Source organism: Hydrogenophaga bisanensis, from assembly GCF_042665135.1.
Classification (GTDB): Bacteria; Pseudomonadota; Gammaproteobacteria; order Burkholderiales; family Burkholderiaceae_C; genus Hydrogenophaga; species Hydrogenophaga bisanensis.
Window position 1 is genome coordinate 58,721 of sequence record NZ_JBHTBX010000002.1, and the last position, 19,710, is coordinate 78,430.

Annotated in this window: 16 protein-coding genes; all 16 read left to right on the forward strand. The window is 65.8% G+C overall.

What is annotated here, in order from left to right; genetic code table 11:
- Positions 1-41 precede the first annotated feature (41 nt).
- The 16 genes from ACFQNJ_RS02955 to murC all read left to right on the forward strand — a co-directional run bounded on the left by ACFQNJ_RS02955 (position 42) and on the right by murC (position 19,709).
- Positions 42-1,127 (forward strand): CobW family GTP-binding protein, encoded by a 1,086-nt coding sequence (locus tag ACFQNJ_RS02955; RefSeq protein ID WP_382253724.1) that lies wholly within the window; start codon positions 42-44, stop codon positions 1,125-1,127.
- A gap of 318 nt (positions 1,128-1,445) precedes the next feature.
- A complete protein-coding gene (gene dksA, locus ACFQNJ_RS02960) occupies positions 1,446-2,486 on the forward strand; it encodes an RNA polymerase-binding protein DksA (protein WP_382253726.1) in 1,041 nt (346 codons plus the stop codon).
- A gap of 34 nt (positions 2,487-2,520) precedes the next feature.
- Positions 2,521-4,392 carry a hypothetical protein gene (locus ACFQNJ_RS02965; RefSeq protein WP_382253727.1) on the forward strand — a complete coding sequence of 624 codons (1,872 nt, stop codon included), beginning with the start codon at positions 2,521-2,523 and terminating at the stop codon, positions 4,390-4,392.
- Between the two features lie 87 nt (positions 4,393-4,479).
- A complete protein-coding gene (gene hslV / locus ACFQNJ_RS02970) occupies positions 4,480-5,025 on the forward strand; it encodes an ATP-dependent protease subunit HslV (protein ID WP_374640975.1) in 546 nt (181 codons plus the stop codon).
- Between the two features lie 3 nt (positions 5,026-5,028).
- On the forward strand, positions 5,029-6,357 hold the full coding sequence (gene hslU / locus ACFQNJ_RS02975) for an ATP-dependent protease ATPase subunit HslU (RefSeq protein WP_382253729.1): 1,329 nt from the start codon (positions 5,029-5,031) through the stop codon (positions 6,355-6,357).
- 316 nt (positions 6,358-6,673) lie between these two features.
- Complete coding sequence (gene mraZ, locus ACFQNJ_RS02980) at positions 6,674-7,099, forward strand: division/cell wall cluster transcriptional repressor MraZ (protein ID WP_382253730.1); 426 nt, start codon at positions 6,674-6,676, stop codon at positions 7,097-7,099.
- Positions 7,100-7,107: 8 nt separating this feature from the next.
- On the forward strand, positions 7,108-8,031 hold the full coding sequence (gene rsmH, locus ACFQNJ_RS02985) for a 16S rRNA (cytosine(1402)-N(4))-methyltransferase RsmH (protein WP_382254586.1): 924 nt from the start codon (positions 7,108-7,110) through the stop codon (positions 8,029-8,031).
- A complete protein-coding gene (gene ftsL / locus ACFQNJ_RS02990; RefSeq protein WP_374640979.1) occupies positions 8,028-8,324 on the forward strand; it encodes a cell division protein FtsL in 297 nt (98 codons plus the stop codon). The genes rsmH and ftsL overlap by 4 nt, the downstream gene beginning before the upstream one ends.
- On the forward strand, positions 8,321-10,054 hold the full coding sequence (locus tag ACFQNJ_RS02995; protein WP_382253733.1) for a peptidoglycan D,D-transpeptidase FtsI family protein: 1,734 nt from the start codon (positions 8,321-8,323) through the stop codon (positions 10,052-10,054). Before ftsL ends, ACFQNJ_RS02995 begins: the two co-directional genes overlap by 4 nt.
- The gene (locus tag ACFQNJ_RS03000) at positions 10,054-11,589 is read left to right on the forward strand and encodes a UDP-N-acetylmuramoyl-L-alanyl-D-glutamate--2,6-diaminopimelate ligase (RefSeq protein ID WP_382253734.1); all 1,536 of its coding nucleotides are present in this window, start codon (positions 10,054-10,056) and stop codon (positions 11,587-11,589) included. The genes ACFQNJ_RS02995 and ACFQNJ_RS03000 overlap by 1 nt, the downstream gene beginning before the upstream one ends.
- Positions 11,586-13,004: a UDP-N-acetylmuramoyl-tripeptide--D-alanyl-D-alanine ligase gene (locus ACFQNJ_RS03005; protein ID WP_382253735.1), complete on the forward strand. Its 1,419-nt coding sequence runs from the start codon at positions 11,586-11,588 to the stop codon at positions 13,002-13,004. Before ACFQNJ_RS03000 ends, ACFQNJ_RS03005 begins: the two co-directional genes overlap by 4 nt.
- Positions 12,994-14,172 (forward strand): phospho-N-acetylmuramoyl-pentapeptide-transferase, encoded by a 1,179-nt coding sequence (gene mraY, locus ACFQNJ_RS03010; RefSeq protein ID WP_374640983.1) that lies wholly within the window; start codon positions 12,994-12,996, stop codon positions 14,170-14,172. Before ACFQNJ_RS03005 ends, mraY begins: the two co-directional genes overlap by 11 nt.
- Positions 14,169-15,935, forward strand: coding sequence for a UDP-N-acetylmuramoyl-L-alanine--D-glutamate ligase (gene murD, locus ACFQNJ_RS03015; RefSeq protein ID WP_382253737.1), 1,767 nt, complete (start codon positions 14,169-14,171; stop codon positions 15,933-15,935). Before mraY ends, murD begins: the two co-directional genes overlap by 4 nt.
- The gene (gene ftsW, locus ACFQNJ_RS03020; protein ID WP_374640985.1) at positions 15,935-17,194 is read left to right on the forward strand and encodes a putative lipid II flippase FtsW; all 1,260 of its coding nucleotides are present in this window, start codon (positions 15,935-15,937) and stop codon (positions 17,192-17,194) included. Before murD ends, ftsW begins: the two co-directional genes overlap by 1 nt.
- On the forward strand, positions 17,191-18,297 hold the full coding sequence (gene murG, locus ACFQNJ_RS03025; protein ID WP_382253738.1) for an undecaprenyldiphospho-muramoylpentapeptide beta-N-acetylglucosaminyltransferase: 1,107 nt from the start codon (positions 17,191-17,193) through the stop codon (positions 18,295-18,297). Before ftsW ends, murG begins: the two co-directional genes overlap by 4 nt.
- On the forward strand, positions 18,294-19,709 hold the full coding sequence (gene murC, locus ACFQNJ_RS03030; protein ID WP_382253739.1) for a UDP-N-acetylmuramate--L-alanine ligase: 1,416 nt from the start codon (positions 18,294-18,296) through the stop codon (positions 19,707-19,709). Before murG ends, murC begins: the two co-directional genes overlap by 4 nt.
- The last annotated feature ends 1 nt before the right edge of the window (position 19,710 follow it).

Consider the following 19,710-nt stretch of genomic DNA (forward strand, 5'->3'; position numbering starts at 1 on the left):
TCTGTCCGGACCGCCGGGCACACTGACGAAAAGCTCCGACCATGGCCCTGATTCCCGCCACCATCCTCACCGGTTTTCTTGGCTCGGGCAAGACCACGCTGCTCAAGCGTGTGTTGTCCGAGGCGCACGGCCAGAAGATCGCCGTGGTCGAGAACGAGTTCGGTGAAGAGAACATCGATAACGAGATCCTCGTCGCCGACACGCAGGAAAACATCATCCAGATGAGCAATGGCTGCATCTGCTGCACCATTCGCGACGACCTGCGCGCCACCCTGGCCGATCTGGCCCAGAAGAAGCGCAAGGGCGAACTGGACTTCGAGCGCGTGGTGATCGAGACCACCGGCCTGGCCGACCCCGGCCCAGTCGCCCAGACCTTCTTCATGGACGACGAGGTGGCCGAGCAATACCTGCTCGATTCCATCCTGACCCTGGTGGACGCCAAGCATGCAGCCCAGCAGCTCAACGACCGCCAGGAAGCCCGGCGCCAGGTGGGTTTTGCTGACCAGTTGTTCATCAGCAAGGCCGATCTGGTGAGTCAGGAGGAGGTGGATGCCCTGATCCACCGGCTCAAGCACATGAACCCGCGGGCGCCGGTGCGCACGGTGCATTTCGGTGAAGTGCCCATCAAGGATGTCTTCGACCTGCGCGGCTTCAACCTCAATGCCAAGCTGGACATCGATCCGGACTTTCTCAAGGTGGACGATCACGGGCATGACCACGACCACCACCATGGCCATGACCACCACGATCACGACCATGAGCATGGCGAGCACTGCAACCACCCCTCGCACCGCCACGGGCATGACCACGGGCACCATCACCATCACGATGACGACGTCAAGAGCTTCGTCTACCGTGCCGATCGCCCCTTCGATCCCGCCAGGCTCGAGGACTTCCTGGGCGCCATCGTGCAGGTCTACGGTCCCCGCATGCTGCGCTACAAGGGTGTGCTGAACATGCAGGGCACCGACCGGAAGGTGATTTTCCAGGGTGTGCATCAGCTGATGGGCAGCGATCTGGGGCCCCAATGGGCCGATGGCGAGCCCCGGGTCAGCAAGATGGTGTTCATCGGCATCGACCTGCCGCGGGACATTCTGGAGCAGGGGCTGGCGCAGTCGCTGGTCTGAGCGGGCAGGGGGACCGGACGGCCATGAACGATCAAGGGGTCTGATGTGCTGTTTGTCTCACTTCTCCAACGCCTCGGGTTTCCCTCATCCCCGGCGAAAGCCCCGAATGAGCGGGCGTCGTTACAATCGCGCCCCGAACCGGCCGGCAAGGCCAGCCGGTCAGACAAAGCCGGTGCTCCGAAAACACCGGTCACCAAAGCGGGTATAACAACAACAGCGTCGGCTCGTCCGACGACAGGCGTCGGCAAGGATCCTGAGGGATCCGGCCAGGCGCGCCCCGACGTCCGATCATCTTCAGGATCAGAGAGGAGACCTGTTGTGAAAGCCACGGCCACCAAGCCAGCGACGACCCGGCAGCCTGCCACCAAGGCTGCCACCGCCAAGTCGTCTGCGACGCGGCCGGCGGCCAAGGACAAAACCGCGACAGCGGCGGCGCGCAAACCGGAGGTCGCCCGGCCTGCGGTCGTGAAGAAGACGGTCGCCAAGCCGTTGAAAGCGGCAGCCAAGGAGGTGCCAGCGAAAAAGGCAGCGCCGGTGGCCGCCGGATCCAGAAAGGCGACCAAGGCCTCCGAAACCGTGACCGCAGTGCCTGACAAGAAGGCGGTCAGTCCGGTCAAGTCTTCGTCCAAGCCGGCTTCTTCGCCCGCGAAAGCGTCCAAGCCTGCAGTTTCTTCCACACCGGCGCCCAAACCGGAGAGAATGGCAAAAAATGCGACGGTGACCCCGCCGGCCGCGCCAGTTTCGCCCGTTGTGCCGCGTGTGTCGGCCAAAGCGGCTGCGAAGGCGGCGGCCTTGGCGGTGGCGCCGGTGGCGGCTGTCCCGACGCACGCACCCGATGCCGCCAAGGCGACTTTTACCCCTATCAGTGAACGAGTGATGACCCCTTCCGTGACCATGCCCCTCCAGAAAGACCCCAAGCGGGCCAACAACTGGAAGTCCGTGCCTTTGGACCAGCTGACCGATGCGGACGTGCTGGCCATGCCGGACGGCGAATACATGAACGACGTGCAGCTGGCTTTCTTCCGCCGCAAGCTGCAGCTGCTCAAGGCCGACATGCTGGCCAACGCCGGTGAAACCACCGAGCACCTGCGTGAAGACACTGTGGTGGTGCCTGATCCGGCCGATCGCGCCACCATCGAGGAGGAGCACGCGCTGGAGCTGCGCACGCGTGACCGGGAACGCAAACTGCTCAAGAAGATTGAACAGGCCATTGCCCGCATCGATTCGGGTGACTACGGCTATTGCGAGGAAACGGGCGAGCCGATCGGTGTCGGTCGCCTGATGGCGCGCCCGACGGCCAGCCTGTCGCTGGAAGCCCAGCAGCGCCGCGAGCTCAAGCAGAAAATGTTCGGCGACTGAAGCGCCGCTGTATCGAACCCGATCCTGCGCATTCATGTCCAAGGACGACTCCAACGGCGGTTTTCTCTCCAAGGTGGTCAAGTTCGTGCGTCATCCGACCACGAGCTGGTCGGACCTGGACACGCGTACCTCTGACCGCGACAGCGAGTACAGCAAGGCAGCGCTCAAGGAGATGATCGAGCGCAAGCGGCGCAACGACTTCGTGCGCAAGCGCGAGTTCGACATGCTTCGCAAGATCCGCAGCCGCGAGAGCACCGGCAGCGATGGACCGGGCCTGCGTCCGTCCTTCTTCCAGAGCAGCATGCCTTCCAAGCCCGATGACCGGGCCGAGACGCTCAAGAAGATCGACGAGATCGAGGCCCAGATGTCCATGCAGTGGTGGAAGACCAAAGGGCCGGACTCGGGCGCCACAGGCAGCGGCCAGACCGTGCCGGCTGCCAGCGCCGCCCGCCGGGAGCGGGAAGCGGAGGTGGCTGCCAGGCATGCCGAAGCCCAGCAGCGCAAGGCCTACGGCGAAACCGAGGGCTCACCGCTGGACCCCGCCGTGACGGCGGACATGGCGACCTTGCCGATGTCGCCCACAGAACCGATGCCCTTGTCTGCATCGGCCGCACCCGCGGATGCCTCTGCAGGCCACAGTGCGCGCCGCCAGCCTCAGCCCCGGCAGGATGCGCAGATGTCTGCTCAGTCGCCCTTGCCTGAGGCTCACAGCGCCTCGTCCCACGGACGCACGGGCCTGATGGCGCCCCGGTCGGGCAGCGGGGCGCATTCGTTTTCGGCCTCTCATTTCTACGCGCTCGATGTGCAGGAGATTGCACAGGATCCCGAGGTCGAAGAGGCGGCCATCCGCTTCGCGAACGGAGACGATGCCGGTGCCGAGCAAGGGCTGCTGGAGGTCATCAGTGACGGCGGCCCCAAATGCGACGTCATTGAAGACTGGCTCGCCCTGTTCGATCTGTATCGGGCGTCCGGGCAGCTCGTGCCGTTCGAGAGCCGGGCGGTGGATTTCGTCAACCGCTTCGGTCGCTCGGCGCCGCAATGGGTCGACATGCCCGGGGAGGTCAGCAAGCTGGCTGGCAAGCCGGTGCCGGTCGCCACTGGCCCGTCCCGCGCCGCATGGGTCTGCGATGCCGAACTGGATGCCCATTCGGTGGGTACGCTGCAGAATGTGCTGCTTCGCGTGCCCCAGCCCTGGGTACTGGACTGGACCGCGGTGGAGACCATCGACGTCAAGGCAGCCAGGGCCTTGCTGGGGGTCTTCACCTTGTGGGGTGACCAGGATGTGTCCCTGCGCTTTGCGGGCGGTTCCCGGCTTCGGGAGGTGCTCAAGGAGCTGACCCCCTCGGGTCGCCGCGATGTCGAGCAACTCTGGTGGGAGTTGCGGATGGCATTGCTGCGGCTGATGAACCGCCCGGACGAGTTCGAGCTGACGGCACTGGATTTCTGCGTCACCTACGAGGTGTCGCCCCCGGGTTGGGAGCGTCCGCGCTGCCAGTATGCGTCGGTGGCCGAAGACGACGCCGAGAACGGATCGGTCTCGGTGCTGGGCGAATCGGTCATGGAGTCGGTGCCTTCCAGCTATCACGGGGAGTCGGCATTCGACTCGCAGGGGGCTGAGCTCAACCAGCTGGGTCTCGTCGAGCTCTCCGGCGAGATCAGGGGCGATCCACAAGCCATTCTTGATCAGATGGAAGTGCGCCTGAAAGGCGCCGACGTCATGATCATTTCCTGCCGCAACCTCATTCGCGTGGATTTTTCTGCCGCCGGAACCCTGCTCAACTGGGTGTCCGCGCACCACGCTGAGCGCCGTCTGGTGCAGTTTGTGGATGTCCACCGGCTGGTCTCGGCCTTCTTCCATGTGATCGGCATCACCGAGTACGCCAAGGTGGTCCTGCGCAACGACTGAGCCCGCGCGGCCTGCCCCCAGGCTTTTCGCGCGGTCCCTTGCCATCCGGGCTTGAGTCCGGTCCGGTCGCCCCCATCTCCTCCCACTATGGAATCTTTTCACGGAACCACCATTGTCTGTGTGCGCCGCCAGACACCCGATGGTGTGCAGGTCGCCATCGGCGGCGACGGGCAGGTCACCCTGGGCCACATCGTGGTCAAGGGCACAGCCCGCAAGGTGCGCAAGCTCTACCATGGCAAGGTGCTGGCCGGTTTTGCTGGCGCCACGGCCGATGCCTTCACCCTGTTCGAGCGCTTTGAAGCCAAGCTGGAAAAGCACCAGGGACACCTGACGCGGGCCGCCATCGAGCTGACGCGCGACTGGCGCACCGACCGCGTGTTGCGCCGCCTGGAAGCCATGCTGGCGGTGGCCGACCACACGGCCAGCCTGATCATCACCGGCAACGGGGATGTGCTGGAACCCGAGCATGGCATCGTGGCGATCGGTTCCGGCGGTGCCTACGCGCAGGCGGCCGCCAAGGCGCTGGTGGACCACACGCAGCTCAGCGCCGAGGAGGTGGTGCGCCAGTCGCTTGCAATTGCGGGTGAGCTGTGCATCTACACCAACATGAATCACACGGTCGAGGTGCTTTGAGCCATGTCTTCCATGACGCCCCAGGAAATCGTTTCCGAGCTGGATCGCTTCATCATCGGACAGGCCGGCGCCAAGCGCGCGGTGGCCATTGCCTTGCGCAACCGCTGGCGCCGTCAGCAGGTCGACGAGAAGTTGCGGCCCGAGATCACGCCCAAGAACATCCTGATGATCGGTCCCACCGGTGTGGGCAAGACCGAGATCGCCCGCCGCCTGGCCCGTCTGGCCGATGCCCCCTTCATCAAGGTCGAAGCCACCAAGTTCACCGAGGTGGGCTATGTTGGCAAGGATGTCGACAGCATCATTCGTGATCTGGTCGAGATGGCGGTCAAGCAGGTGCGAGAGGCCGACATGCGCAAGCAGCGCATGCGCGCCGAGGACGCGGCGGAAGACCGCATTCTGGATGTGCTGCTGCCTCCGCCGCGAGGGGTCTCCGGCGAGCCGCAGCCCAATCCGGACAGCACGGCCCGGCAGGCGTTTCGCAAGAAGCTGCGCGAAGGTCAGCTCGATGACCGGGAGATCGAGATCGATCTGGCCGAGCCCCGGCCGGCCATGGAGATCATGGGCCCGGCCGGCATGGAGGACATGGCCGAGCAGTTGCGAGGCATGTTCAGCCAGCTGGGTCAGGGTCGGCGCAGCAAGCGCAAGCTCAAGATCCGCGAGGCCATGCAGCTGCTGATCGACGAGGAGGCGGGCAAGCTGGTCAACGAGGAAGACATCAAGGCCCGCGCCCTGCAGGCGACCGAGCAGAACGGCATCGTCTTCATCGACGAGATCGACAAGGTGGCCTCGCGCAGTGAGGGCAGTGGCGCCGAGGTTTCTCGCCAGGGCGTGCAGCGCGACCTGCTGCCGCTGGTCGAGGGCACGACGGTGTCGACGAAGTACGGCATGGTCAAGACCGACCACATCCTCTTCATTGCCTCGGGCGCGTTCCACCTGTCCAAGCCGAGCGACCTGATTCCCGAGCTGCAGGGGCGCTTTCCCATCCGCGTCGAACTGCAGTCGCTGTCGGTGGACGATTTCGAGGCCATCCTCACCAGCACGCATGCCAGCCTGGTCAAGCAATACCAGGCGCTGCTGGCCACCGAGGGCGTGACGCTGGTGTTTACGCCCGAGGGCATTCGCCGTCTGGCGCAGATTGCCTGCGACGTGAACGAACGTACCGAGAACATCGGTGCCCGCCGCTTGGCGACCGTGATGGAGCACCTGCTGGACGAGGTCAGTTTCGGCGCTGCCCGTCTGCAGGATCAGACCATCACCATTGATGCCCCCTACGTGGACGAGCGCCTGGGGGAGCTCAGCCGCAACGAGGATCTCTCGCGCTACATCCTCTGAGCGACTCCCTGCCAGGCAGACCGGCCGCGCATCCGTCAGGGTGCGCGGCCGGTCTGCTTGTGCGGCCCGACGGTACCGGTCATCGGCCAGTTACAAAGACTTGCGGGTCGAAGGGTTTTGAAGCTTCACATTCAGTGCCCTTCCTAAGTGCTTGCTTTTGCTTCACTTTTTGCGCTCGCTTACTCTTGGTTTCGCTTCTAAGTGGTTGATTTCATTACAAAAAAAGCGAGTCCGCACCCTTGCGGTGCCTGCATTTCCTGATACAGTGGGAGAAAGTGCAATTAAGTGGTGAAAAGTGTCTTTTTAAGGCGGTTGCGTGTTCCAGGGTGCTACCTCTCTCAGTCTCGATGCCAAGGGTCGGCTGTCCGTGCCGACCCGGCTTCGTGACGCCCTGGGCGAGTCCAGCGGTCAGCTGACCATCACCAAACACCCCCACGGCTGCCTGATGATTTTCCCCCGCAGCGAATGGGAGCGCTTTCGGGAGCGGATTGCCGCGCTGCCCATGCAGGCGCAATGGTGGAAGCGCATCTTCCTGGGCAACGCCATGGATGTGGACATGGACGCCACCGGTCGTGTGCTGATTTCTCCCGAGTTGCGGGCCGCCGGTGGCCTGACCAAGGAAGCGGTGCTGCTGGGCATGGGCTCCTACCTGGAGCTGTGGGATGCCCAGGCCTACGCCGTCCAGGAGGCGGAAGCCATGAAGGGCGAGATGCCTGACGTCTTCAAGGACTTTTCCTTCTGAGGCGCATGGTGGACAGCACATGGACACACCAGACCGTCATGCTGGAGGAGGCCGTCGATGCACTGGCTGTCCGGGCGGATGGCTGCTACGTCGACGCCACCTTCGGGCGCGGGGGGCACTCGCGCCGCATCCTGTCGCAGCTGTCACCCCAAGGTCAGCTCACGGTGTTCGACAAGGATCCGCTGGCGGTGGCCGAGGCGCAGCGACTGGCGGCCGGGGATCCCCGGCTGGTGGTGCGGCACGAGGGCTTTCGGCACCTGGGGGAGCTTGGCGGCGGCTGTGCCGACGGGATCCTGATGGATCTTGGCGTCAGCTCTCCCCAGATCGACGACCCCGCCCGGGGTTTTTCTTTTCGCAACGATGGCCCGCTGGACATGCGCATGGACACCACCCGTGGGCAGAGCGTGGCGCAATGGCTCGAGACGGTCGAGGTTTCAACCCTGGCGGAGGTCATCCGTGACTATGGCGAAGAACGGTTTGCTCAACAGGTTGCAAAGGCGATTGATCGTCGCCGACAGGAACGGGGCCCTATTCGAACCACCGGCGAACTGGCCGAAGTCGTGGCTGGCGCGGTCAAAACCCGCGAGCCGGGCAAGGACCCTGCAACGCGCACATTTCAGGCTCTTCGGATTTTCATCAACGCCGAGCTTGAAGAGCTGCAGCAGGCGCTAGAGGCGAGTCTGCAGGTGTTGCGTCCCGGGGGGCGGCTGGTGGTGATCAGTTTCCATTCGCTGGAAGACCGCATGGTCAAGCATTTCATGGCGCTGCATTCGCGCGCCGTGGTGGACCGCCGTGCGCCGTTCGCAGAGCCTCGCCCCATGCCCCTGACCGACGTGGGCCGCGTGATGCCGTCCACGGCCGAGGTGGCGGCCAACCCGCGCGCCCGCAGTGCGGTGATGCGTGTGGCCACGCGCACGGAGGCGGCCGCATGATCCGGTTGAACCTGATGCTGCTGGCTGCCGTGCTGGCCAGCGCGTTCTACCTGGTGCATACCCAGTATGAGTCGCGCCGTCTGTATGCCGCGGTGGACAAGGCGCAGGCCCAGTCCAAGCGACTGGCGGCCGACCACGAGCAACTGGTGGTGCAAAAGCGCGCCCAGGCGGCTGCCGCCCGGGTGCAGCTGATTGCCACGCGTCGTCTGAAGATGCGGCCGGTCACGCCGGGCATCACGCAGTATGTGCAGACGGCCGAGGCCACCCCGACCGGCCAGGGGGCTCGCCCATGAGCCGCAGCATCAACTACAGCGCCAGCCCGCTGCTGGCCAGCAAGACGCCCGCCTGGCGCAGCAAGTTCGTGGTGGCTGCCCTGGCTGCCGCGTTTCTGGGGCTGGCCGGCCGTGCCGCCTACGTGCAGGTGTTTGGCAACGACTTCTTCCAGCGGCAGGGCGAGGTGCGTTATGCCCGCACACTGGAACTGCCGGCCAACCGGGGCAAGATCTTCGATCGCAATGGGTTGCTGCTGGCGTCCAGCGTGGTGGCGCAGAGCATCTGGGCCATCCCCGAGGATGTGGACAAGGCCGACCCCAAACTGCGCGAGCTGGCCAAGCTGCTGGAGATGCCGCTGGCCGAGCTCAGAAAACGCTTGTCGAACGAGGACAAGACCTTTGTCTGGATCAAGCGCCAGGTGGATGAGCCTGTGGCCCGCAAGATTGCCGAACTGGGCATCAAGGGTGTCTACCAGCGGCGCGAGTACAAGCGGCAGTATCCCGAGGGTGAGGCCGCGGCACATGTGGTCGGCTTCACCAACGTGGAGGACCGCGGGCAGGAGGGCGTCGAGCTGGCCTTCAACCAGCAGCTGGCTGGCAAGAACGGGTCGCGCCGCGTGATCAAGGACCGGCTTGGGCGTGTGGTCGAGGACGTGCGCGATGTGGTGCCGCCAGTCGACGGCCCGGATCTGCAGCTGTCCATCGATGCCAAGGTGCAGTACTTCGCGTACCAGAAACTGCGTGAGGCGGTGCAGACGCACAAGGCCAAGGCCGGCAGTGCCGTGGTGCTGGATGTGCAGACCGGCGAGGTGCTGGCCCTGGCGAACTACCCCAGCTACGACCCGAACCGCCGGCAGAACCTCAGCGGTGAACAGCTGCGCAACCGGGCGCTGACCGACAGTTTTGAGCCGGGTTCGACGATGAAGCCGTTCATTGCGGCGCTGGCGCTGGAAAAAGGGCTGGTCCGGCCCACCACCGTGATCCAGACCGCGCCCGGGCGCATCACGATCGGTGGATCGAGCATTTCCGACTCTCACCCCAACGGCGCGCTGACCGTCGAAGAGGTCATCCAGAAGTCGAGCAACGTAGGCACGGTCAAGATGGCCATGCAGATGCATCCGAGGGAAATGTGGGAGATCTTCGCCCAGGCCGGTTTCGGGCAGAAGCCTCAGCTGCCCTTCCCGGGGGCCGTGGGTGGTCGTTTGCGCCCCTACAAGACCTGGCGTCCGATCGAACAGGCCACCATGAGCTATGGCTATGGGCTGTCGACGTCGCTGTTTCAGCTCGCGCAGGCCTACACGATCTTTGCCCGCGATGGCGAGTACATCCCGGTGACGATGTTCAAGGCAGAGGGTCCCAGCGCCGGTATCCAGGTGTTCAGCCCGGAGCATGCCCGTGCCGTGCGCAAGATGTTGGGCATGGCCGCAGCGCCGGGGGGCACGGCCACCCGGGCCCAGACGGTCGGCTATTCGGTGGGGGGCAAGACCGGTACCGCGCGCAAGCAGGAGGGCAAGGGCTACGCCATCGGCAAGTACAGGTCGTTCTTTGTTGGCCTCGCACCGGTGGAGCAGCCTCGCGTGGTCGTGGCGGTCATGGTGGATGAGCCGTCGAATGGCCAGTTCTATGGTGGCCTGGTGGCGGCCCCGGTGTTCAGCGAGACGGTGCAACAGACGCTGCGCATCCTGGGTGTGCAGCCGGATGTGACGGTTCAGCCCCGCATCGTGACCGACTTTGTCGAGGAGTCCTTCTGATGAGCAGGATTCTTCGGGACCCCATCGAGATCGCCGCCTGGCTGCGTACCCGAGTCACTGGCGCCCTGCGGTGCGACAGCCGGCAGATCGCCCCCGGCGATGGTTTTGTCGCGTGGCCGGGTGCGGCCACGGACGGGCGGCGGTTTGTGAACGCGGCTCTTCAGGCCGGTGCAGCCGCGGTGCTGGTCGAGCTTGATGGCGCGGAAGCGTTCGGTTTTGACGACCAGCGGATTCTGTTGGTGCCCTCGCTCAAGGCAAATGCCGGCCCGGTGGCCAGCGCTTTTCACGCCCACCCCAGCGCGGCGCTCGATGTGGTGGCCTTTACCGGCACCAATGGCAAGACCTCGTCGGCCTGGTGGATGGGCCAGTTGCTGTCGGCCGCTGGCAAGCCCTGCGCCGTGGTCGGGACGCTGGGCATTGGTCGCCCGCCGTTGGCGGGCGATCGCGGCCATGCTCTGGTACCCACGGGTTTGACCACCCCCGATCCGGTCTTGCTTCAGTCGAGCCTGCGCGACATGGTCGATCAGGGCATGAAAGCCTGTGCGATGGAGGCCTCGTCCATCGGTCTGGTGGAGGGCCGTCTGAATGCCACACAGGTACACACCGCGGTCTTTACCAATTTCACCCAGGATCACCTCGACTTCCACGGCAGCATGGAGGCGTACTGGCGGGCCAAGCGCGAGCTGTTCGACTGGCCTTGCCTGTCGGCTGCCGTGGTCAACCTGGACGATACCGTCGGAGCGACACTGGCCGGTGAGCTCGCGGAGCGTGGCGGTCTGGATCTGTGGACCATCGCCATTGATGCGCCAGCCCGGCTGTCGGCCCATGCCCTGACCATGACGCACGACGGCTTGTCGATGCACGTGGTTGAACGTGACCGTGCCGGCGATCTGCGGGCGGATCTGCCGGTCAGTCTGCCCCTGGTGGGCCGTTACAACGTGTCGAATCTGCTGGGCGTGATCGCGGCGGCGCGTTCGCTGGGGGTCCCCCTGGTGGAGGCTGTCAAGGCACTCGATGGATTGACGCCGGTGCCCGGTCGGATGGAGCGCGCGAAAGCAGAAGCTGGCAAACCTCTGGCCCTGGTGGACTACGCTCACACGCCCGATGCGCTGGAAAAAGCACTGCAGGCGATCCAGCCCCTGGCGCGGCACCGTGGAGGACGCCTGTGGGTGGTGATGGGTTGCGGTGGCGATCGCGATCCGGTCAAACGCCCGCTGATGGCGGCGGTGGCCGAGCGCGAGGCCGACAGGGTGGTGCTGACGAGCGACAACCCGCGCAGTGAAGATCCTCTGGTCATTCTGGCGCAGATGCAGCGTGGGCTGCAGCACCCCGAACAGGCGGTGGTTGAGCCCGATCGCGCGCGGGCGATCGCCCGCGCCGTGGGTTCGGCCGGTGCGGACGATGTTGTGCTCGTGGCCGGCAAAGGACACGAGGACTATCAGGAGATCCAGGGCGTTCGCCGTCCGTTTTCGGATCTGGTGCAGGTGGGCGAGGCACTGGCTCGCTGGCCGGCACCGTCGGAGGTGATGGCATGAGCAGCCTGCACGAGCTGTTGCCCTTGCTCCAGGGTGCACGCCAGGTCGGCGAGTTGCCCCGGGAGATCCGCCGCGTCAACACGGACAGCCGCAGCATCCAGGCGGGTGATCTGTTCGTGGCCCTGCGCGGTGAACGCTTCGATGCCCACGATTTTCTGGCACAGGCCAGGCAGTCCGGCGCGGTCGCGGGCCTGGCCGAGCATGGTCTGGCCGACGCCGGCCTGCCGGGTGTGGAAGTGCCCGACAGCCGGTTGGCGTTGGGAAGGCTTGCCCGCCTGTGGCGCGAGTCGATGGACCTGCCGCTGGTAGCGGTGACCGGCAGCAACGGCAAGACCACGGTGACGCAGATGATCGCGGCGATCCTGCGTCAGGCGGCTGGAGATGCTGCGCACGCCACGCAGGGCAACCTCAACAACGACATCGGGGTGCCCCTGACCTTGTTGCGCTTGCAGCCGTCGCACCGGTTGTCGGTCATTGAACTGGGTATGAATCACCCTGGCGAGATCGCTTATCTGGCGGGCCTGGTGCAGCCGACGGTGGCGCTGGTGAACAACGCCCAGCGCGAGCATCAGGAGTTCATGGCAACGGTCGAGGCGGTGGCACGCGAGAACGCCGACGTCTTCCGCTTCCTGCGGTCCGGTGGCGTGGCCGTGTTTCCCAGTGACGACCCTTCGCACACGCCGATCTGGCGGGGGCTGGCAGGCAGCCACCGGACGATCACTTTCAGCGACGTTGACCCGCAGGCGGACGTGCACCTGATGTCGGCCCAATGGACGGACGGGGCCTGGACCATGCGCTGGCAATCGCCGGCCGGTGAGGGCGCTGCGCGCCTGCACATCGCTGGCAGGCACAACCTGCGCAATGCCATGGCCGCCGTGGCTTGCGCCCTGTCTGCGGGCGTGCCGATGGAGGCTATCGAGCGGGGGCTCTCGGCCTTTGAGCCGGTGGGGGGGCGCTCACGCGCCCTGGCCCTGCGGGTCGCCGGTCGGCAGGTCACCCTGGTGGATGACACCTACAACGCCAATCCCGATTCCATGATTGCTGCCGTGAATGTCCTGACCGAGTTGCCGGGCCCCCGTCTGCTGGTGCTCGGCGACATGGGCGAGGTCGGAGAGCAGGGGTTGGCCTTCCATCTGGAGGTGCTGCGGCATGCGCAGGCCAGCGGCATCAACGAGGTGCATTGCGCCGGTGACTGGATGCGGCAGGCGGTCGAGGCGCTGAGGCAGGCGGGTGAATCCTCGCCCCGCCACTGGGACGATGTGGATGCCCTGTCGCAGGCCATGGCCAGCAGCCTGTCCGATCCGGCAGGCCCGGCCAGCGTGCTGGTCAAGGGTTCCCGTTTCATGCGCATGGAGCGTGTGGCCAAGGCCTTGCAGGCCGTACAAGAAGAAGAGGGGAAGCGTCATGCTGCTTAGCCTGACCCAGTGGCTCCAGGGGCTGGGCCCCGAGTTCGGTTTTCTGCGGGTGTTCCAGTACCTGACCTTCCGCGCCGTCATGGCGGCGCTGACGGCGCTGCTGGTGGGCCTGGTGGCGGGGCCGTTCGTCATTCGCCGCCTGGCGGCACTCAAGATCGGTCAGCCGATCCGCGAGTACGCCATGCAGACCCACCTGAGCAAGGGTGGTACGCCGACCATGGGCGGTGTGCTGATCCTGTTTGCCATTGCGCTGTCGACCTTCCTGTGGTTTGACCTCACCAACCGGTTTGTCTGGATTGTTCTCCTGGTCACCCTGGGCTTCGGTGCGATCGGCTGGGTGGATGACTGGCGCAAGGTTGTGCGCAAGGATCCCGAGGGCATGCGTTCCCGCGAGAAGTATTTCTGGCAGTCGGTCATCGGCCTCATCGCCGCCTTCTACCTCGCGTTCAGCGTGTCGGAGTCGAGCAACCTGAAGGTGCTCGAACTCTTCTACGACTGGGTGGCGTCCGGCTTCACGCTCGAACTGCCGCCGCGTGCCGGCCTGATGGTGCCCTTCTTCAAGGAAGTGGCGTACCCGCTGGGGGTCTTCGGCTTTGTGGTCATGACTTACCTGGTGATTGTCGGAGCCAGCAACGCGGTGAACCTGACCGACGGCCTGGACGGACTGGCCATCATGCCGGTGGTGATGGTGGGCTCGGCGCTGGGCGTGTTCGCGTATGTGACCGGCAACGCCGTGTTTGCCCGCTATCTGCTGGTGCCCCACATTCCGGGCGCCGGTGAGTTGCTGATCTTCTGCGCTGCCATGGCCGGTGCCGGCCTGGCTTTTCTGTGGTTCAACACCCATCCGGCCCAGGTGTTCATGGGGGACGTGGGTGCGCTGGCCCTGGGCGGAGCCCTGGGCACCATCGCGGTCATCGTCCGGCAGGAAATCGTGCTGGCCATCATGGGCGGCATCTTCGTCGTCGAGGCCCTGTCGGTCATGCTGCAGGTGAGCTACTTCAAGTACACAAAGCGCCGTTTTGGCCAAGGGCGTCGCCTGTTCCAGATGGCGCCCCTGCACCACCATTTCGAGAAGAAGGGCTGGAAGGAGACCCAGGTGGTGGTGCGGTTCTGGATCATCACCATGTTGCTGTGTCTGGTGGGCCTGTCCACCTTGAAGCTGCGATGAACGACCTCAAGGATCAAGACGTTCTGATTCTGGGCCTGGGCATCTCGGGTCTGGCGATGGCACGCTGGTGCACGCGCCAGGGTGCGCGCGTGGTGGTGGCCGATACGCGCGAGCAGCCGCCCCACCTGCCGGCCTTGCGCAGCGAGTGCACGCAAGCGGCATTTGTGCATGGCGCCTTTGATGAGGCGCTGCTGGGGCAGCGCGAGTGGCACCTGATCGCTCGCAGCCCGGGCTTGCCGCCACAACAGCTGGAGCGGGTGCACCATCATGCCCAGTCAACGGGCACCCCTCTGGTCGGCGAGCTCGATCTGTTTGCCCGTGCGCTGGCCGATCTGTCCAAGCGGGAGGCTTGGCCCTATCGTCCCAAGGTCCTGGCCATCACCGGGACCAACGGGAAGACCACCGTCACGTCCCTGACCGGACTGCTGATGGAGCGCTGTGGATGGCGAACCGCCGTCGCCGGCAACATCGGTCCGGCCTTGCTCGACGTGTTGACCCAGGCCCTGGATCACGAGGCCTGCGCGACCGCCGAAGACGAGCGCCGGCAGGCTGCCGAGGCTGCAGAGGCACCAAAGACTGACGAGGCGCCTGCCAACGTCGATCAGGAGGGACCCCTCGCGCCATTGGAAGGCGAAGCCGCCGATACGCTGGCCGAGGTGGAAGCCCTGCTGGAAGATGAGGGGCCGACCCCCATCGCACCGCCTCCGCCGGAGCCGCCGCAGCCACCCCATTTGCCGCAGGTCTGGGTGCTGGAGCTGTCCAGCTTCCAGCTCGATGGCACGTCCGGTGGCCCCTGGGAAACGGTCCCCACCGCGGCGACCGTCCTGAACGTGACCGAGGACCATCTGGATTGGCACGGTTCGATGGAGGCGTACACGCAGGCCAAGCGCGCCATCTTCGGCAGCGCCGCCCTCATGGTGCTCAACCGGGACGACCCGAAGGTCATGGCCATGAAGCCCGGACTGGTCACCGTCAAGATCGGTGGCCGCAACCGGCAGGTCCCGGCCCGTGCCTGGACCAGTTTCGGGCTGGATACGCCTCGCAGGCCGGGAGAGTGGGGCGTCGAGTCGGTCAACGGGATGGAATGGCTGGTGCGGGCTGTGGCGCTGGACGAAACCCGAAAGCGGGGCCGCGCGGCCGACGACGAGGAAGAGATCTGGCTGCAACGGCTCATGCCCGCCGACGCCCTGCGCATCCGGGGACGCCACAACGCCGCCAATGCGCTGGCTGCCCTGGCACTGGCCACCTCCACCGGCGCCCAACTGGCGCCCATGCTGCACGGCCTGCGGGAGTACCGCGGTGAGCCGCACCGGGTCGAGCCGGTGGGCATCATCGACGAGGTCGAGTACTTCGACGACAGCAAGGGCACCAACGTGGGGGCGACGCTGGCAGCGGTCGAGGGGCTGGGGGCGGAGCGTCGGCTGGTGGTCATCCTGGGCGGAGACGGCAAGGGGCAGGATTTCGAGCCGCTGGCCCAGCCACTGGCGCGCCATGCCCGCGCCGTGGTCCTCATCGGACGGGACGCGCCCCGCATCCGCGCTCAGGTGGAGCAACCCGGTCTCACCTTGCTGGATGCCTCGACACTGCCCGAGGCGGTTCGCCTGTGTGCCAGCCAGGCCCGGCCGGGTGATGCCGTGCTGCTGTCGCCGGCCTGCGCCAGCCTGGACATGTTCGACAACTACGTGCACCGCGCCAAGGTGTTTGTGGACTCGGTGGCCGAGCTCGCCGCCGAGCGCGGACAGGACCTGGGAGGAGCCCTTTGATGGCACACGCCCTTGCGCCGCTGCAACGTCTGAAGGCCATGCTGGGCCTGGGCGGTGGTGCCGATGGTCTGCCGGTCCGCCTGTCCAGCCGCCGCTTTGACGGCCGTCAGCAGGCGCCGGTCAGCGAACTGGGTTTCGACCAGCCTTTGCTGTGGGTGGTGGTGGCGCTGATCAGCTGGGGCCTGGTGATGGTCTACTCGGCCTCGATTGCCTTGCCAGACAACCCGCGCTTTGCCAACTATGCGCAAACCCACTTCGTGTTGCGACATGGTCTGGCCATCGCGATGGGTTTCGTGGCGGCGCTGGTGGCTTTCCAGTTTCCCATGCGCACCTGGGAGCGCATGGCGCCCTGGCTGTTCACGCTGGCCCTGCTCCTGCTGATCCTCGTGCTGGTGCCCTTCATCGGCAAGGGGGTCAATGGGGCCCGACGCTGGTTCTCGTTGGGCATCATCAACTTCCAGCCCTCCGAGCTGGCCAAGCTGGCGGTGCTGCTGTATGCGGCCGACTACATGGTTCGCAAGATGGAGGTCAAGGAGCGCTTCTTCCGTGCCGTCATGCCGATGGCCATTGCCGTTGGCGTGGTGGGCATGCTCCTGCTGGCCGAACCCGACATGGGGGCTTTCATGGTGATCGTCGTGATCGCCATGGGCATCCTGTTCCTGGGTGGTGTGAACGCCCGCATGTTCTTCCTGATCGCCCTGGTCGTGATCGCGGCGTTTGCGCTCATGGTCATGATGAGCGAATGGCGACGCGAACGGATCTTTGCCTACCTTGACCCCTGGAGTGAAGAACATGCCCTGGGCAAGGGCTACCAGTTGTCGCATTCCCTGATTGCATTCGGGCGTGGCGAGATTTTCGGGGTCGGTCTGGGTGGCAGTGTCGAGAAGCTGCACTGGCTGCCTGAGGCGCACACCGATTTTCTGCTGGCCGTGCTGGGTGAGGAGTTCGGTCTGGTGGGCGTGCTGACCATCACCGTCCTGTTCTTCTGGCTCACCCGGCGCATCATGCATATCGGGCGCCAGGCCATTGCCCTCGACCAGGTGTTCTCGGGTCTCGTGGCACAGGGTGTGGGGCTGTGGATCGGTTTCCAGGCCTTCATCAACATCGGCGTGAACCTGGGCGCCCTGCCGACCAAGGGCCTGACCCTGCCGTTGATGAGTTACGGGGGGTCGGCCATCCTGATGAACCTGGTGGCCTTGGCGGTGGTGCTCCGGGTCGACTACGAGAACCGCCAGCTGATGCGGGGAGGTCGGGCATGAGCAATGTCAACAGCCGTGCTCCGTTCACGAGGACCCCTTGTGCGCTCGTGATGGCCGGCGGTACCGGCGGGCATATTTTCCCCGGCCTGGCCGTGGCCGAAGCCCTGCGTGAGCGGGGTTGGCGCGTTCACTGGCTCGGTGCTCCCGGCAGCATGGAAAGCCGGCTGGTACCGCCGCGCGGCATCCCGCTGGAAACCATTGACTTCGGGGGCGTTCGCGGCAAGGGGCCTCTCACGCTGGCGCTGCTGCCACTGAAGCTGCTGCGGGCCTTCTGGCAGGCGCTGCAGGTCGTTCGGCGCGTCAAGCCCGATGTGGTGGTGGGCCTGGGCGGCTACATCACCTTCCCGGGCGGGATGATGGGGACGCTGCTGGGCAAGCCGCTGGTGCTGCACGAACAGAACTCGGTGGCCGGCATGGCCAACAAGGTCCTGGCGGGGATCGCCGACCGCATCTTCACGGCCTTCCCGGGTGCCTTGTCCAAGGGTGACTGGGTCGGCAATCCGCTGCGCAGCGCCTTCCTGCGCCAGGGCGCGCCGGCCGAACGTTTCGCCGGTCGCACCGGGCCGCTGCGCCTGCTGGTGGTCGGTGGCAGCCTGGGCGCCAAGGCGTTGAACGATACCGTGCCCCAAGCGCTGGCCCTGATTCCCGAAGCCGAGCGCCCGCAGGTGATCCACCAGAGCGGAGAGAAGCAGATCGATGCCTTGCGTGCCAGCTACCTGGCCGCGGGGGTCCAGGCCGAGCTCACCCCGTTCATCGATGACACCGCCAAGGCCTTCGCACAGGCCGATCTGGTCATCGGCCGTGCGGGGGCCAGCACGGTGACCGAGATTGCCGCCGTGGGTGCGGCCGCGCTGTTCGTGCCCTTCCCGCACGCGGTCGACGATCACCAGACCGCCAACGCCCGCTTCCTGGTGGATGCCGGTGCCGCGTGGCTGGTGCCCCAGGCCGAGCTGACCCCGGCGACGCTGGCCCAGCGTCTGCGAGAGCTGCGGCGCGAACAACTCATGGAGATGGCCATCAAGGCCAAGCAGATGGAAAAGACGGAAGCGGTGCAGGCGGTCGTGACGGCCTGCGAACAACTGGCGGGAGTGAACGCACGATGAAACACGCGATCCGTCACATTCATTTTGTCGGCATCGGTGGTGCGGGCATGAGCGGCATTGCCGAGGTGCTGCTCAACCAGGGTTATGTGGTCTCCGGCAGCGATCTGGGCGAAAACGCGGCCACCCGCCGCCTGGCGGCGCTGGGAGCGAAGGTCTGCAAGGGACACGAGGCCGCCTTCATCGAAGGAGCCGATGCCATCGTCACCTCGACCGCCGTCAAGGACGACAACCCCGAGGTGGTCGCCGCCCACGCGCGGCTGATTCCCGTGGTGCCTCGCGCCGTGATGCTGGCCGAGCTGATGCGCATGCGCAAAGGCATCGCGATTGCCGGTACCCACGGCAAGACCACGACCACCAGCCTGGTCGCCAGCGTGCTGGCGGCCGCAGACCTGGACCCCACCTTTGTCATCGGCGGGCGCCTGAACAGCGCGGGGGCCAATGCCCAGCTGGGATCGGGCGAGTACATCGTGGTCGAGGCCGACGAATCCGATGCCTCCTTCCTGAACCTGTTGCCCGTGTTGTCGGTGGTCACGAACATCGATGCCGATCACATGGACACCTACGGCCACGACTTCGGCCGGCTCAAGGCCGCCTTCGTGGACTTCCTGCACAAGATGCCGTTCTACGGTGCCGCCGTGGTCTGCGTGGACGATCCGGCGATCCGCGAACTGCTGCCCCAGATCGCACGGCCGATCACCAGCTACGGACTGAGCGAGGATGCGCAGATCCGCGCGGTCAACGTGCGGGCGGTCGGCGGACAGATGCACTTCACGGTGCAACGCCGCAACGGCGAGGTCCTGCCCGATCTGGATGTGGTGCTCAACCTGCCAGGTCAGCACAACGTGCTCAACGCCCTGGCGGCGATCGGTATCGCGGTGGAGATTGGTGTCCCCGATGCCGCTGTGCTTCAGGCCCTGGCCGAGTTCAAGGGCGTCGGGCGTCGCTTCCAGCGGTACGGCGAGGCGGCGCTGCCCTCCGGCGGACACGCCACCATCGTCGACGACTACGGACACCATCCGGTCGAGATGGCGGCCACGCTGGCCGCCGCACGCGGCGCTTTCCCCGGACGGCGTCTGGTGCTGGCTTTCCAGCCGCACCGCTACAGCCGCACGCGTGACTGTTTTGAAGATTTCGTGAAGGTCATCGGTCAGGCGGATGCGGTGTTGCTGGCCGAGGTGTATGCCGCCGGCGAGGCGCCCATCGTGGCGGCCGATGGTCGGTCACTGGCGCGCGCCCTCCGGGTGGCCGGCAAGGTGGAGCCGGTGTTCGTCGACGACATCGCGGCCATGCCCCAGGCGGTGATGGAGAACGCGCGCGACGGTGACGTTGTCCTGTGCATGGGCGCCGGTTCGATCGGCTCCGTGCCCGGACAGGTGATGGAGCTGGCCCGGCAAGGTCAGGCAGGGAATTGAG

Bases quoted from the DNA above. Each gene is read 5' to 3' on its own strand.
- ACFQNJ_RS02955 (WP_382253724.1), top strand. From the start codon at position 42: ATGGCCCTGATTCCCGCCACCATCCTCACCGGTTTTCTTGGCTCGGGC.
- ACFQNJ_RS02965 (WP_382253727.1), top strand. From the start codon at position 2,521: ATGTCCAAGGACGACTCCAACGGCGGTTTTCTCTCCAAGGTGGTCAAG.
- hslV (WP_374640975.1), top strand. From the start codon at position 4,480: ATGGAATCTTTTCACGGAACCACCATTGTCTGTGTGCGCCGCCAGACA.
- hslU (WP_382253729.1), top strand. From the start codon at position 5,029: ATGTCTTCCATGACGCCCCAGGAAATCGTTTCCGAGCTGGATCGCTTC.
- ftsL (WP_374640979.1), top strand. From the start codon at position 8,028: ATGATCCGGTTGAACCTGATGCTGCTGGCTGCCGTGCTGGCCAGCGCG.
- ACFQNJ_RS02995 (WP_382253733.1), top strand. From the start codon at position 8,321: ATGAGCCGCAGCATCAACTACAGCGCCAGCCCGCTGCTGGCCAGCAAG.
- ACFQNJ_RS03000 (WP_382253734.1), top strand. From the start codon at position 10,054: ATGAGCAGGATTCTTCGGGACCCCATCGAGATCGCCGCCTGGCTGCGT.
- ACFQNJ_RS03005 (WP_382253735.1), top strand. From the start codon at position 11,586: ATGAGCAGCCTGCACGAGCTGTTGCCCTTGCTCCAGGGTGCACGCCAG.
- mraY (WP_374640983.1), top strand. From the start codon at position 12,994: ATGCTGCTTAGCCTGACCCAGTGGCTCCAGGGGCTGGGCCCCGAGTTC.
- murD (WP_382253737.1), top strand. From the start codon at position 14,169: ATGAACGACCTCAAGGATCAAGACGTTCTGATTCTGGGCCTGGGCATC.
- ftsW (WP_374640985.1), top strand. From the start codon at position 15,935: ATGGCACACGCCCTTGCGCCGCTGCAACGTCTGAAGGCCATGCTGGGC.
- murG (WP_382253738.1), top strand. From the start codon at position 17,191: ATGAGCAATGTCAACAGCCGTGCTCCGTTCACGAGGACCCCTTGTGCG.
- murC (WP_382253739.1), top strand. From the start codon at position 18,294: ATGAAACACGCGATCCGTCACATTCATTTTGTCGGCATCGGTGGTGCG.